The organism is uncultured Mucilaginibacter sp. (genome assembly GCF_903893715.1).
Lineage (GTDB): Bacteria > Bacteroidota > Bacteroidia > Sphingobacteriales > Sphingobacteriaceae > Mucilaginibacter.
In genome coordinates, this window is sequence record NZ_CAITNG010000121.1 from 34,057 (window position 1) to 47,091 (window position 13,035).

The following is a 13,035-nucleotide window of genomic DNA, read 5'->3' on the forward strand; positions in this document are numbered from 1 at the left end:
TCCAAAACAAACAACTCCGAAATCACTTCCTTATCTCCGCCCCGGCTTCTTTCCCGAAATTGTAGATCAGCTTTTGCATAATGCTGTCGATGGCTTTATCTGTCAATGTATTCGCCTCATCCTGCAACACAAAGCTTAATGCATAACTCTTTTTCTCGACAGGCAACTTGTCGCCTTCATACACATCAAAAATATTCACCTCTTTCAATAGCTTACGCTCTGTCTTCTGCGCAATCTGTTTTAATTGCTGAAAACTTACCGCCTTATCTATCAACATCGACAAGTCGCGATTCACTGCCGGGAATTTTGATATCTCCTGGTATACAATCTTACTCTTCCGCACCAACGTTAACACCTGGTCGAAGTTAAAATCGGCGTAAAATACTTCTTTGTCAACATCGGCTTTTTTTAGTGCTGTTTTTGCCACCGCACCCAAATTTACCAATACCTTACCGTTTTTCACATATTGTAGGCCATAGGCCAAGTCGGCGTTCGCGGAATCTTCAATCGTATAATCTCTAATTCCCAAACGCTCAACTAATGTATCAACCACGGCTTTTAAATTATAAAAGCTGGATGGTTTCGGTTTGCTGTTCCAGTTTTCGCTTTGGTTAGCACCGGAAAGGAAAACAGCAAACTTTTGGCTCTCTGTGTACTTCTCTTCGCGAACATGATATATCTTGCCAAACTCGTACAGTTTCAAATCGGCCTTTTTGCGGTTCAGGTTATAAGCCACGGCTTCCAGACCCGAATACAGCATGGTTTGGCGCATAATGTCCAAATCGCTGCTCAACGGGTTCAATATTTTTACTGCCTCGTCGATATTCTCGGCATAAGCCGATTTGGTGAGCGAGTTGGATAAAATCTCGTTAAAGCCATTGGCCGTTAACAAATCGGAGATAGTATTTTGTACCGAATCCTTATCGGGCCGGATGGATGTATTCAACGAAGCCCGAATCTGTGTAGGTATCTCAATATTGTTATAGCCGTAAATGCGCAATATCTCCTCAATCACGTCCACATAGCGGGTTACATCCACTCGGTAAGGCGGCACTTTGAGAGATAGACCTTCGGCTGTCTCGTTCACCACTTGAATATCCAAAGCTTTGATAATGGCTTTGATTTCCTCATGCCCGATAGTTTTACCAATCAGCCTGTCAACGTTTTTGTATGCCAGTTCCACTTCAAACGGTGCAACAGGTGCCGGGTAGTTATCGTATATCTCCGATGAAATGGTACCACCAGCCACTCCTTGTATCAAGAGGGCTGCGTATTTCAATGCGAACACGGTCATGTCCGGGTCGGTACCACGCTCAAATCGGAACGACGCGTCTGTTTTTAAGCCAAAGCGTTTTGAGGTTTTTCGGACAGATACCGAATTGAAATAAGCGCTTTCCAAAAATATATCGGTTGTGGATGCCTTTACACCCGATGCCTCGCCGCCAAACACACCGCCAATACACATGGGTTCTGTGGCATTGCATATCATCAGGTCATCGGCCGATAGCTTGCGTTCCATACCATCCAAAGTTTTGAATATAGTCCCTTCGGGGCAGTTCTTTACGATGACCTTGTCGCCGGTTATGGCAGCGGCATCAAAAGCATGCAGCGGCTGACCTAAACCATGTAAAACATAATTGGTAACATCCACCACGTTGTTGATGCTGCGGATGCCGATAACAGCCAGCTTTTCCTTGAGCCATTTCGGCGAATCTTTTACTTCGATGCCCGATATGCTTACGCCTGAGTATCGTGGCGCGGCGGCCGTATTCTCCACCATCACTTCTATTTTCGAACTGTAGTTATCTACCTTAAAAGTGCTCACATCAGGCTTAATGATGCCTGTCTTTAAAAAAGCGGCGATATCCCTTGCCGTACCCAAATGCGACGCCGCGTCGGCACGATTAGGTGTGAGGCCTATCTCGTATAAATAGTCGTCGTTCAGTTTAAAGTAGTCTTTGGCTAACGCGCCTACTGTGGCATCCGCATCCAATATCATGATGCCATCGTGCGATTCGCCCAAACCTATTTCGTCCTCTGCACATATCATACCGGCCGATTCTTCGCCGCGTATCTTCGACTTGCCAATTTTAAATGGCTCGCCTTTCAGCGGGTGAACCGTTGTACCAACCAAAGCCACCACCACTTTTTGCCCGGCAGCCACATTGGGGGCGCCGCAAACAATTTGCAGGTCTTCGCCGGTGCCGGCATCAACCTTGGTTACCCGCAGCCTGTCGGCATTGGGGTGCTGCACGCAATCTTTAACATAGCCTATCACCAAACCTTCCAAACCACCTGGAATAGCCTGCACCTTTTCCAAACTCTCCACCTCCAGGCCTATGCCGGTAAGGATGACGGATATTTCTTCGGGCGTTTTATCGGTTTGTATGAATTGCTTTAACCAGTTATACGAAATCTTCATTGCTTGCAAAAAATGAACAGCAAAGATACGTTTTTGAGCTGAAAGCTTAAAGGCAAAAAGGGAAACAAGAAGGACTTAAAGAAAGTCGCGCCTATATGCAGGCGCGACTTTTAGGGGAATATTAAAAACGGCTAAAACCGCCATCAAGCACCAGGTCGCCGCCCACCATATATTTGGAGTCGTCGGACGCGAGGTATAAGAAGCCCTCAGCTATTTCTTCTACATTGCCTAAACGCTTTACCGGTGTTATGCTGGCCATATATTCTTTCATACCGTCTATTTGCTCAGGCGTTGCACCATTACGACCAAAAATTGGTGTTTCGATAGGGCCAGGCGATAGCACGTTTACACGGATACCCCTGTCTAACAATTCGGCCGAGAAGCCCCTCGCCAATGAAGTTACGGCTGCTTTTGTAGCGGCATACGCCGACGCTGTCGCCAAACCTTTATTGCTTACACCTGATGAGGTGATAACAATAGAAGCGCCATCGTTTAGATAAGGTAAGGCCCTTTGTACCGAAAAGAATGCGCCTTTAAAGTTGATGTCGCTGGTGGTATCAAACATTTCTTCGGTAAAATCGGCCAATGGGGCGGCAACAAATACACCGGCATTAACTACCAATACATCTATCTTACCCAATTTGCCGGTTATCTCTTTATATTGACCATCTAACTTGCTGATATCGGCAACATCGCCTGCCAATCCTATCGCGTCATGGCCTATAATTGTTATCGCTGTATCGAGCGTTGTTTTGTTACGGCCGGTAATGGCCACTTTAGCCCCATTTTGGGCAAATAATTTTGCGGCTGCCAAACCGATACCGCTGTTACCACCTGTAATCACGGCTACTTTGTTCTGTAATTTTTTCATTGCGATTGTTCTTAATATATTTATATATGTAAATTTATCGATATTTATAAGCAAGCTTCTGACTTATAAATCCGTTGCAATAGTAAATCAACTTATCGATATATCGAAAATAATCGATTGATTAAGGTTGTTTTTTTACACAGAAAATACATTTAAAAACTTTACGTATTCGGCAACTACGTCTTTGTTTACCTGGTACTGCATGTTACGCCCGTCTTTTACGGCAATTAGCAGGTCGGCATCAACCAGCAAGTTCATGTGGTGCGACATGGTGGATTGTGCCAAATCAAAGTTCGAAATGATGCAGGAGCATTGCACCCAGTCGTTTTGCTGCTTCACCATCTCCATTATTTTCAGCCTGCAGGGGTCGCCCAACGCTTTTGATATCTTTTCTATCTTCTTCAAATCCATAACCTTGCAAATATATCGACTATTTTCGATTGAATGAAATCACCCTACAATACGCCCTCATCCCCAAAACTATAATACGCTTCATCGGTCAGTATCAAATGGTCAAATACCGTAATCTCCAGCAGTTTGCCACCTGCAACAATCTTTTTGGTCATATCCAGATCCTCGCGACTGGGTTTTAAGCCGCCCGACGGATGGTTATGTGCCAGTATGATAGACGATGCATGGTGCTCTATCGCCACCTGAAATATCACTTTAGGATCCACTACCGTGGCGGCCAGTCCGCCCTTGCTGATGAGCTGCGTGCTAATCACCTTGTTCGATTTCCCCATCAGCAGTATCCAAAACTCTTCGTGGTTCAGGTCGGCAAGCAGGGGGTAAAACAGTTTGTAGGCATCCTTGCTACAAGTGATCTGCTCCACGGTTTTGGCCTCAGTATCATCGCGCCTTCGGCCAAGCTCCAAAGCGGCAACAATGGATATTGCTTTGGCTTCGCCTATGCCTTTAAACTTGCACAGTTCGGCTACGCTGGCTTTGCCGATGGCATTCAGGTCGTTTTTGTAATGGTGCAAAATGCGCTTACTCAACTCCACCGCCGATTCGTCCCTGCTGCCCGAACCGATGAGGATGGCAATCAGCTCAGCGTCCGTTAAGGTGCGCCTGCCCTGCCCCAATAGCTTTTCGCGGGGCCGGTCTTCCTCGGCCCATGCCTTGATGCTGATCTTGGCTTCATATGGTTCCATTAGCTAAAGCTACTATTTAATGTGCAAATATGTAAATGTGCGTATGTGCAAATTAAAAATGACTTCCCGATAGCTATCGGGATGACCAATGACTCAATGACAAAAACATATGGGTAAATATGGGTATATGTCTAAGAACTTTAACACATCTTCCGTCTTCCATTTTACATCTTACATCAAAAGTATTATGGGTAAATATGGATATTTTAAAAAATTTCAAAATACCCATAAACCAAAAACAGCGTCCCGATAATCATCGGGACGCTGTTTTGCGCTTTTAAAAAGCTATATATCGTTATGCCAGGCTATTAACAAATTTTGTCAGTTTCGATTTGTTGTTCGAAGCTTTGTTTTTGTGAATCACGTTCTTTTTAGCCAAACGGTCCAGCATCGAGATCACTTTCGACAAAAGTGGAGTAGCCTCAACTTTCGAAGTAGTGCTTCTTAACCTTTTGATGGCATTACGGGTAGTTTTTGCCTGATACCTGTTACGTAAACGCTTCGCAGCATTACTCCTGATTCTTTTTAGTGATGATTTATGATTTGCCATTGCTTATAGCTATATTATTCGTTCTGTTTTAAGGACTGCAAATATAGGGACTTGTTTTTGAATTTGCAAAGGTGAGTTGAAAAAAATTTTGATAGAAATTTGCCGTTGACTGGCGCTATCGTTTTACCGTATCCGAAATAACTTTCCCGTCAAACCCTATTTTGTATACATCATTGTTCCAATCGGTAGCTATTATACAAGATTCCGTTACTTCAAATCTCTCGTTACCTTCGAGTGTAACAAAAATGTCTGCACCACTGGTCTGCCAAATAATAATACCATTTTTATCCAGTTTTGTTATTTGGAGCTCTCCGTGAACAATATAGCCACCTTGTATCGAAAATATTTCAAAACACGTAGCGCTATCGGCTATAACCTGCCAAGACATCTCAAGGGTAGGTATCCTTAAACAAAAAACACTATGACCACAACAAACTAATAGAGCGCCGTCATCAATTATCACACTTGTTTCGTGAATTGCTGTACCCCCACCCCAAGAGGAGACAAACGCACTATCAATAAGTTGTTCATTTTCATAAACCTTTACACCAAAAGAGGATTTGTAATAATCTCGGTCTTCATCATATAGGTGGTTATATTGAAAAACGTTGTCCGCAGAATCTGGCTTAAATTCATATTCGTCACAACACTTTATTTGATAATTATTAAAATCAAGTTCAATCATTTGCGCAGAAAGTTTATCTTTATCTAACTAAGATAAAGATATTTATCCTATGCCCAAATCCCAAACCTCCGAACTCCTCACCTTCCTGCTCCCTTTCGATAACCACATCGTTGAACTGGCGCTATGGCTGCGCGAGTTTGTTTGGGACCGATACCCGCACTGCAACGAGCTTATTTACGACAACTATAACGCTGTAGCCGTAGGCTGGTCGCCGACTGAGAAGATGGGTGATACTTTTTGCTCCATTGGCGTTTATGGCAATAAAGACGTTCATTTCGGCTTTTACTGGGGCTCAAAAATTGCTGACCCCGAAAAGATGTTATTAGGTAACGGCAATCAATACCGCTACATCAAATTAAATACCCAAGCCGATTTCCCGCAGGCCTACATCGAAAAACGGGTTGCCGATGCTTATGCCTACTCCGTGTCGCAGTTGAAACCTAAGTCTGTTATCCTAAATGGGCAAACCATCGTAAAATCCATTTCGGCAAAGAAAAAGCGGCCTGGCATTGTAGCACCCACCAAGAAAAAGTAGCTTTACTTGCATGAAGCAAAAGCTTGCCCTTTTAATCCTTGGCTGTACCCTCATCATAACCTGCTCTTCCTGGGGCTTTTTTGCTCATAAACGCATCAACCGCACTGCTGTTTTTACCTTGCCAAAGGGTATGGCTGCATTTTATTCGGCCAATATTGACTATATTACTGAACACGCTGTCGACCCGGACAAACGCCGCTACGTCGACTCAACTGAAGCACCCCGGCATTTTTTTGATGCCGACCACTATGGCAAACACCCTTTTACCCGAATGCCACAACGCTGGGAAGAAGCGGAGCGCCAATATTCGGCCGATTCGCTCGATAAATACGGCACCGTGCCTTGGGCTATACAGTACCAGTATTATCAATTAGTAAAAGCTTTTAAGGGGAACGATACAGCGGCCATATTAAAAACATCAGCTAATCTGGGGCATTACATTGCCGATGCTTGTGTACCCCTGCATTTAACGCAAAACTATAACGGGCAACTGACTAACCAAACCGGCATACACGCGCTCTGGGAAACCCGCATACCCGAACTAATGGCCGATGGCTACCACTATAACGTGGGCAAAGCCCGTTACATTAACGACCCTTTAAAAGAAGCCTGGAAAATTTGCCACCGAACATTTAATTGTGTAGATTCAGTTTTGTTGTTTGAGAAAAGGCTGGATAAAACATTTACCGCCGACCAGAAATACGCCATCACGAAACGGGGCAACCGCAGCGTGAAGGATTATTCGGCGGCCTACGCCATGGGCTACAGCAAAAGCATGCACGGCATGGTGGAGCGGCAAATGCGTATTTCGATTTTGGAAGTGGGCAGCTATTGGTTTTCGGCCTGGGTGGATGCCGGGCAACCTGATTTAAATAAGCTGATTGATAAAAACATAAACACCACAGCCTTGGCTCAGGCAAACAAAGAAAAGCAACTATATAAATTGGGCAAGGTGATGCCCAAATCTAATTAGGCTCCCTGTTTAGTCATTTTGCCCTTAACAGCCGCGTATATTGGCGGTAATATTGATACAAATATGATGGCCAGCGTAACCAGCGAAAAATGCGTTTTAAAAAACGGTATCGTACCTAAAAAATACCCTGCCGATAGCAGCAAAATAATCCACGAGGCACCACCAATGATATTGTACAAGGTATAGCGCAAAAACGGCATCCTACTAACACCGGCCACAAAAGGCGCTATGGTACGGATGATGGGCACAAAACGGCTCAAAATAACAGCGTTACCGCCGTGTTTCTCAAAAAAAGCATGGGTTTGGTTATAGTATTCCAGTTTAAGCACTTTGTTTTCGGGTTTAAATATTTTAATCCCAAAAAACTTGCCCAGTTCGTAATTTACCGTATTGCCGGTAAATGCTGCGGCTATCAGTATCAAACCTAAAATAAAAATATTGAGGCCGGTATTGCCTACGGCTATCAAAGCACCCGCTGCAAATAGTAATGAATCGCCGGGCAAAAACGGAGTAACCACAAAACCGGTCTCGGCGAATATAATAGCGAATAAAATGAGGTATGTATAACCCTGATACTCGTTTATGATGAGCGCCAGGTTTTTGTCGATGTGCAGTATAAAATCAATAATAGTTTTTATCAGTTCCAAAATGTGTGGGTTTTAGTTGTGCCAAAAATAAACATATCGGCAAAGCAATCAATTATTTATTGATAATTACTTTAGCGCCAATAGCCGCGGTATCGGTACGGCCGGTAAGCCCATAGCTAAACAAGGTATACAATTTGCCGTCTTGTATGGTAATGAGTGGCACATCCACCAAAACACTGCCGGGTGCACCTGTGGCATAAATCTTAAAATCGTAAATACCGGCAGGCATTTGCACATATGGGGAAAAATTAGAATACGCTATACCGCTGAAGGCTGTAGTGCCGTTAGCGGTAACACTAAGCCCGGTAGTGCGCGGCGAAGCGTTTACAAACCTGATTTTCCCGCTGCCAATTGTCGATGCAGTTGCCGTGTCCACGGTCAGTACAGTAATAATGCTGTCAGCTGCAGTTGTTGCCGATTTGAGCCCCATTATATAAAGGGTATAATTAGTATTGGCAGCAAGGTTATCGGTTCTGGTTTTTATGGTGTAAAGCTGGGTATTAAGTACCTGCATGTTTTGTATACCATTACCTATCCCGTAATAGCTCGATGGATAAGGATATTTAAAAGTGGTGGCGGTGCTGCCTATCCGATTGCTGCCGATAAGTAAAGTAAGGGGCAAAACATCGGGACTGGCATTCACTACCAATATTTTGGTGGCAGCAGCGGAGGGGCTTACCGAAGCCCCTGTATTGGCATTGCACGATGTGATAACCATTGGCAGCATGATGATATAGAGGATATTGAACAACCATACTATTGGAGTATTTATTCGCAGCGGGGATTTATAATGGTTGTTGTTCATTTCACAAATTTATCAGCTATAACTTAATTCTGAATCAAGCCTACATTAAAAGCTTTAACGCCTGTTTGGTTGATAAGGCCGTAACTAAAAAAGGTATAAACACTGTTCGAGCTTAAAGTTATCGTGGCATTCAAAATAGTATTGGATGTGCCGGCTATGTTCACTTTAACTGCTACCGCCCCCGAATCAGCCAAAGCGTAACCGGATACAGACTTGTATGCCTTATTGCTCAACACCAAACTGTTCAAATAAACATCGAGCGATGGCGAACCGGGTGCCGCGTTTACAAACCTGAGTTTAGGTTTGCCAGTGGGGTGTGGCTCGGCATTGGCAGTTAAAATAGTGCTTACAGGGTTTGGAGCGTTTGCGACATAATCGCCTGTTACAAACATGGTGTAGTTCGAATCCGGCTTGAGTGTTAGCGAGGCCTCCTGTATTTGTGTATAGGTGGTGTCCTTAAACGATACATTTTGCTGTTCTGATGGCACACTAAGGTAACCCGACGACTCGAGGTAAGCTATTTTGTTGCCATTTTGCCGGGTACCGTTAAAATACATATTAATAGTAGGCGCTTCGGGTATTATGTTGATGAAGGCCAAGTTTGCCGGCTGGGCCACGGGGTCGGGCGCATCATTGTTGCTCTTATTGCAGGCACAAAACCCTACTACAACGGTGCAAATAAAGAACAGATAATGCGTATATCTAAAATTCATTGTTTTTGACAGGCCTCAAAAATAAATTTATAATGATTAATAAACGAATTTGTTTGGCTTTGGCGTATAGTTACTGGTTATTAAGTTGTTGTGTTATTACGCCACTTAACATTGTTTAAAGCATGTTTAATCCCAATAACCCAATAGCCAACAACCGGAAGCTAAACAAAACGATGCATAATCTGTTGATATCTAAATAGATGTTAACAAATAAATGACGCTGGGTTTATATAATCTCGCGCTATATATGGTAATTTTACTAAACTCAATTCAGGGTTGTTAATTATACACCACTATTATGACCTGGAGAAAATTTAGCGGCGAAATACTACAATCGCCCATTATTGAAGAAGTTGAAAAAGCCATTGAGCGCGAATCGGCCCTGGGCAACAAACTCAAAGTGTGTATCGGCACCGACTCGCAGGTTAAAGGCAACGTAACCGATTTTGCTACCGTAATCGTTTTTTTACGCGAGCAACGCGGCGGGTTTATGTTCATCCATCAGGAACGCACCTCGCAAAAAATGAGCATCAAGGAGCGTATGCTAAACGAGGTGCAAAAATCCATCGACATTGCCTACAAACTGTGCACCCTGCTGGACCTGTACGATGTCGACCTGGAAGTACACGCCGACATCAACACCAACCCGATGTTCAAATCGAACCAGGCATTGCACGAGGCTATGGGTTACATTTTGAGCATGGGCTTTGTGTTCAAGGCTAAGCCCGAAGCTTTTGCCAGCTCATATTGCGCCAACAAAATGGTGCAATAGTTTTTTCGTTTTAATGTCATCATCCTTCTTTTTAAAAGAGGGTATTGGTTTTCTTTCCTACTTTCGCGTCCTGTTTATCAGCAGGATATGGGGGTATTGCCCCATTAAATATCCTTGCCATTAAAACATTGAGTAACTTTTTTTGTTAGACGCACGTGAAGACCTACCACTTTAAATTCGAAACCGACCTGCCAATACCCTTGGCCGAAGCCTGGGACTTTTTTTCATCGCCGCTAAACCTGGCGAAGATTACCCCGGAAAAAATGAATTTCATTATTACCTCCAATTTTACTGCCGATACCAAAATGTACCCGGGTATGTTCATTTCGTACAAGGTATCGCCGCTGTTAGGGATAAAAATGAACTGGGTTACCGAAATTACCCATGTCAAGGAGGGGGAATACTTTGTGGATGAACAACGCACAGGCCCATACGCTATCTGGCATCATGAGCATCATTTTACCGAGATAAAAGGCGGTGTACACATGACAGATATTTTGACTTATGCCATCCCATACGGCATCATCGGGCGGATTGCCAACAAACTGATTGTTGAAAAAGAAGTGAAAACCATTTTTGCTTACCGCGATGAGGAAATCAAAAAGCTTTTTGGTGTTTATCGCGCCAAATAAGCCGGGTCAATACATCCTGAAATAGTCCTGATACCAAAGGTATTGATAGGTATAATACAGGTCGTCAACTTCGTGGGTTTTGTTGGGGCTTACCCATATTTCCTTGTTTTTGTTTTTCAGCACGTTATAGGTAGCGAAGCTGCACTCGGGCGGGCAAAACTGATCTAACAAGCCAATGGCCATTAATACCGGGCATTTTATTTTAGGCACAAAATTCACGGGGTCGTAGTAGTCCCAAACCTTAAACAGTTTTTCCTTACTGAAACTCGGGTGGGTACGAACATAGTTCACCAACATGCCCACCGGCGTTTGCGATTGCGGGTCTAAAGCAGTTATCTCATACGCCCGCCTAAAATTGGTGTAAAGAGGGACTTCGCAGGTTACCAGTTTAACGCGCTTGTCCATTGCCGCCAAAGCAAGCACCAAGCCGCCGCCCTGGCTGGCACCATCAACCAATATCTTGCTGGTATCTAAACCCATGGCGGCTTGCGCGCATAAAAAATCGAGCCCGCGTATACAGTCCATATAAACGGCGCGATAAACGTATTCATCCTTATTTTCTACGTTGTAAAGGTTGTACTCGCCGTGGGTATCAATAGCATCGGCACTGTTGCCGTTGCCGCGCACGTTAAAGTTGAACACGGCAAAATCCTTATCATCAAATGATGGTTCCATTTTTACCACATAACCCGGAAGGCGGTATTTTACAGGTATTTTTTTAGGGCGTTCGTTGGGTATAGTCAACCATCCGCGCACCGTAACATTCCCCCATGACTGCATCTCGACCAAATACACCTGCTGTCCGTTGATAGACAGGGCGCGCTCCAGTGTCATTTTATATTTAGGCGGTATCTTTTTCAGCGAGTCGCGCGAGGCTTTCCAAAACGCGTCAAAATCATCAGGAATATGCTGTATCGCCGTTATGTTTTTGGGATTAAAACCAAACACACGTTTTACTGTATCATCGTACAGGCTTAGGTTAAAGCCAAAGCCAATTTTATAAAAGCCAGGGTTTTTGCAAGGTATTTTAAAATGGTAACGGGTGGTACTCTTTTTATCTATCTTAACATTGATTGAATCTTCATATATTTTGACGCCTTCTTCGGTGGTTACAAAACATCTTACTTTACCTTCCTGAGGTTTTTTATAAGCATTTTTTAATTTTACGGTGTAGCCTACCGCGCCTTCGCCGGTAAAAATGGCATTTTTTACAGCCGGGGTTACAGTAATGAAAACATTACCCTCGTCATCGGCATTTTGTCCCTGGGTAAGGGTATCCTGTTTTGCGGCGTTAAAGTTTTCGGGGAAAATGTATTGGGCGCGCACGCCGCTATAACACAGAACGATCAGCGTTACCGATACAAAAAACTTTAGGCTTAATTTCACACGGTAAATTTAAATGTTCTGTTAAAATTTATAACCATAGCCCAACGATACACTACTGCCTATTGCTGTGTTTTTACCACTTATAAAGGTAGTATAACTTAACGACAAGCTGCGGCTATGCCCCAAGCCGTACGAAAGGCCGGCGGTTACCTCGTTCGACGAATAATCCTTTGCCGGCGCAGGGCTGGCGGGGTTAAAGGTCTTGGTGATACTGTATGACGTTGCCGACGATTCGGAGAGCGACAGTTGCAGCTTTTTGGCTAACGATGTCCCGATGGATGCTGTAAACTGTCCCTGTAAAGGTGCGTCGCCGCCAAAATACTGACTCGTGCTCAGGTCAACCTCAAAAAAGAAGCTTTTGCTCAACATATTAAAATCGCCGGCGGCGGCCAATTGTATACTGCTGCCCAACTCGCCATAACCTCTTGTTACAGCAGCTGTATTAACATATAACGGGAATATAAGGTTGCCCTGGATTGAAAAATAGGTGCGATAGGCGATATTGGCAAGGTAATAGCGCACACCAATCTGCCCATCGCCAAGGGTGTTGATGGTACTATTGGATATATCACTTCTCACCATGTTGGATACAAAAGGAACAGACGCCATTAACGATACCCGCCTTGAAAAGCCGTACTCGGCACTAATGGATGCCGATAACGATGAGTTCCTTTCATTAAAAGCATAGTTTTGTACTTGCCCGTTTTGGTCCCAAAACTGATGGTTAAAAAAGTATGATGCGCCTATATTGATAAATAATCGGTGTTTGCCAACTGGTCTGCCACCCGCATAAGTAGCCATACTGAGCAACAACAGAAGCGCGCCCAAAGCAAGGCATTTTATAGCGGTAAATTGTTTATGCGAAGTATTAAAGGTTATGGTCATTTGCT

Annotated in this window: 15 protein-coding genes; 4 read left to right on the top strand and 11 right to left on the bottom strand. The window is 43.9% G+C overall.

Annotated features, from left to right (window positions below; all coding sequences use genetic code 11):
• Positions 1 to 22: 22 nt before the first annotated feature.
• From pheT to QZX97_RS14030, 6 genes are all read right to left on the bottom strand, one after another.
• On the bottom strand, positions 23 to 2,422 hold the full coding sequence (gene pheT, locus QZX97_RS14005; protein ID WP_295652021.1) for a phenylalanine--tRNA ligase subunit beta: 2,400 nt from the start codon (positions 2,420 to 2,422) through the stop codon (positions 23 to 25).
• A 121-nt stretch (positions 2,423 to 2,543) separates the two neighbouring features.
• Positions 2,544 to 3,293, bottom strand: coding sequence for an SDR family oxidoreductase (locus QZX97_RS14010; protein ID WP_295652023.1), 750 nt, complete (start codon positions 3,291 to 3,293; stop codon positions 2,544 to 2,546).
• A gap of 135 nt (positions 3,294 to 3,428) precedes the next feature.
• The gene (locus QZX97_RS14015; RefSeq protein ID WP_295652024.1) at positions 3,429 to 3,698 is read right to left on the bottom strand and encodes a metalloregulator ArsR/SmtB family transcription factor; all 270 of its coding nucleotides are present in this window, start codon (positions 3,696 to 3,698) and stop codon (positions 3,429 to 3,431) included.
• A 50-nt stretch (positions 3,699 to 3,748) separates the two neighbouring features.
• On the bottom strand, positions 3,749 to 4,447 hold the full coding sequence (gene radC / locus QZX97_RS14020; RefSeq protein WP_295652026.1) for a DNA repair protein RadC: 699 nt from the start codon (positions 4,445 to 4,447) through the stop codon (positions 3,749 to 3,751).
• 295 nt (positions 4,448 to 4,742) lie between these two features.
• Complete coding sequence (gene rpsT / locus QZX97_RS14025) at positions 4,743 to 4,997, bottom strand: 30S ribosomal protein S20 (protein ID WP_295652027.1); 255 nt, start codon at positions 4,995 to 4,997, stop codon at positions 4,743 to 4,745.
• Between the two features lie 115 nt (positions 4,998 to 5,112).
• Complete coding sequence (locus tag QZX97_RS14030; protein ID WP_295652028.1) at positions 5,113 to 5,682, bottom strand: hypothetical protein; 570 nt, start codon at positions 5,680 to 5,682, stop codon at positions 5,113 to 5,115.
• 49 nt (positions 5,683 to 5,731) lie between these two features.
• Between QZX97_RS14030 and QZX97_RS14035 the strand changes: the two genes are divergently transcribed.
• Together QZX97_RS14035 and QZX97_RS14040 are read left to right on the top strand one after the other, a co-directional pair.
• Entirely contained in the window at positions 5,732 to 6,217 is a 486-nt protein-coding gene (locus QZX97_RS14035) for a hypothetical protein (RefSeq protein ID WP_295652030.1), read from the top strand.
• A 10-nt stretch (positions 6,218 to 6,227) separates the two neighbouring features.
• On the top strand, positions 6,228 to 7,190 hold the full coding sequence (locus QZX97_RS14040; protein WP_295652031.1) for a zinc dependent phospholipase C family protein: 963 nt from the start codon (positions 6,228 to 6,230) through the stop codon (positions 7,188 to 7,190).
• On the opposite strand, the gene QZX97_RS14045 is transcribed toward QZX97_RS14040, so the two are convergent.
• The 3 genes from QZX97_RS14045 to QZX97_RS14055 are packed head-to-tail and all read right to left on the bottom strand — an operon-like array spanning position 7,187 to position 9,355.
• Positions 7,187 to 7,837, bottom strand: coding sequence for a DedA family protein (locus QZX97_RS14045; RefSeq protein ID WP_295652033.1), 651 nt, complete (start codon positions 7,835 to 7,837; stop codon positions 7,187 to 7,189). The genes QZX97_RS14040 and QZX97_RS14045 overlap by 4 nt on opposite strands.
• Positions 7,838 to 7,889: 52 nt before the next feature.
• The gene (locus QZX97_RS14050; protein WP_295652035.1) at positions 7,890 to 8,642 is read right to left on the bottom strand and encodes a DUF4397 domain-containing protein; all 753 of its coding nucleotides are present in this window, start codon (positions 8,640 to 8,642) and stop codon (positions 7,890 to 7,892) included.
• A 23-nt stretch (positions 8,643 to 8,665) separates the two neighbouring features.
• Complete coding sequence (locus QZX97_RS14055) at positions 8,666 to 9,355, bottom strand: DUF4397 domain-containing protein (protein ID WP_295652037.1); 690 nt, start codon at positions 9,353 to 9,355, stop codon at positions 8,666 to 8,668.
• A gap of 298 nt (positions 9,356 to 9,653) precedes the next feature.
• Between QZX97_RS14055 and QZX97_RS14060 the strand changes: the two genes are divergently transcribed.
• Positions 9,654 to 10,127 (top strand): ribonuclease H-like YkuK family protein, encoded by a 474-nt coding sequence (locus tag QZX97_RS14060; RefSeq protein ID WP_295652039.1) that lies wholly within the window; start codon positions 9,654 to 9,656, stop codon positions 10,125 to 10,127.
• A 155-nt stretch (positions 10,128 to 10,282) separates the two neighbouring features.
• On the top strand, positions 10,283 to 10,759 hold the full coding sequence (locus tag QZX97_RS14065; protein ID WP_295652040.1) for an SRPBCC family protein: 477 nt from the start codon (positions 10,283 to 10,285) through the stop codon (positions 10,757 to 10,759).
• A 6-nt stretch (positions 10,760 to 10,765) separates the two neighbouring features.
• On the opposite strand, the gene QZX97_RS14070 is transcribed toward QZX97_RS14065, so the two are convergent.
• Positions 10,766 to 12,145 carry an acetylxylan esterase gene (locus tag QZX97_RS14070; protein ID WP_295652042.1) on the bottom strand — a complete coding sequence of 460 codons (1,380 nt, stop codon included), beginning with the start codon at positions 12,143 to 12,145 and terminating at the stop codon, positions 10,766 to 10,768.
• A 21-nt stretch (positions 12,146 to 12,166) separates the two neighbouring features.
• On the bottom strand, positions 12,167 to 13,030 hold the full coding sequence (locus QZX97_RS14075; RefSeq protein ID WP_295652044.1) for a hypothetical protein: 864 nt from the start codon (positions 13,028 to 13,030) through the stop codon (positions 12,167 to 12,169).
• Between the last annotated feature and the right edge of the window lie 5 nt (positions 13,031 to 13,035).

Bases quoted from the DNA above. Each gene is read 5' to 3' on its own strand.
- QZX97_RS14075 (WP_295652044.1), bottom strand. From the start codon at position 13,030: ATGACCATAACCTTTAATACTTCGCATAAACAATTTACCGCTATAAAA.
- QZX97_RS14050 (WP_295652035.1), bottom strand. From the start codon at position 8,642: ATGAACAACAACCATTATAAATCCCCGCTGCGAATAAATACTCCAATA.
- QZX97_RS14030 (WP_295652028.1), bottom strand. From the start codon at position 5,682: ATGATTGAACTTGATTTTAATAATTATCAAATAAAGTGTTGTGACGAA.
- QZX97_RS14035 (WP_295652030.1), top strand. From the start codon at position 5,732: ATGCCCAAATCCCAAACCTCCGAACTCCTCACCTTCCTGCTCCCTTTC.
- rpsT (WP_295652027.1), bottom strand. From the start codon at position 4,997: ATGGCAAATCATAAATCATCACTAAAAAGAATCAGGAGTAATGCTGCG.
- pheT (WP_295652021.1), bottom strand. From the start codon at position 2,422: ATGAAGATTTCGTATAACTGGTTAAAGCAATTCATACAAACCGATAAA.
- radC (WP_295652026.1), bottom strand. From the start codon at position 4,447: ATGGAACCATATGAAGCCAAGATCAGCATCAAGGCATGGGCCGAGGAA.
- QZX97_RS14040 (WP_295652031.1), top strand. From the start codon at position 6,228: ATGAAGCAAAAGCTTGCCCTTTTAATCCTTGGCTGTACCCTCATCATA.
- QZX97_RS14060 (WP_295652039.1), top strand. From the start codon at position 9,654: ATGACCTGGAGAAAATTTAGCGGCGAAATACTACAATCGCCCATTATT.
- QZX97_RS14010 (WP_295652023.1), bottom strand. From the start codon at position 3,293: ATGAAAAAATTACAGAACAAAGTAGCCGTGATTACAGGTGGTAACAGC.
- QZX97_RS14055 (WP_295652037.1), bottom strand. From the start codon at position 9,355: ATGAATTTTAGATATACGCATTATCTGTTCTTTATTTGCACCGTTGTA.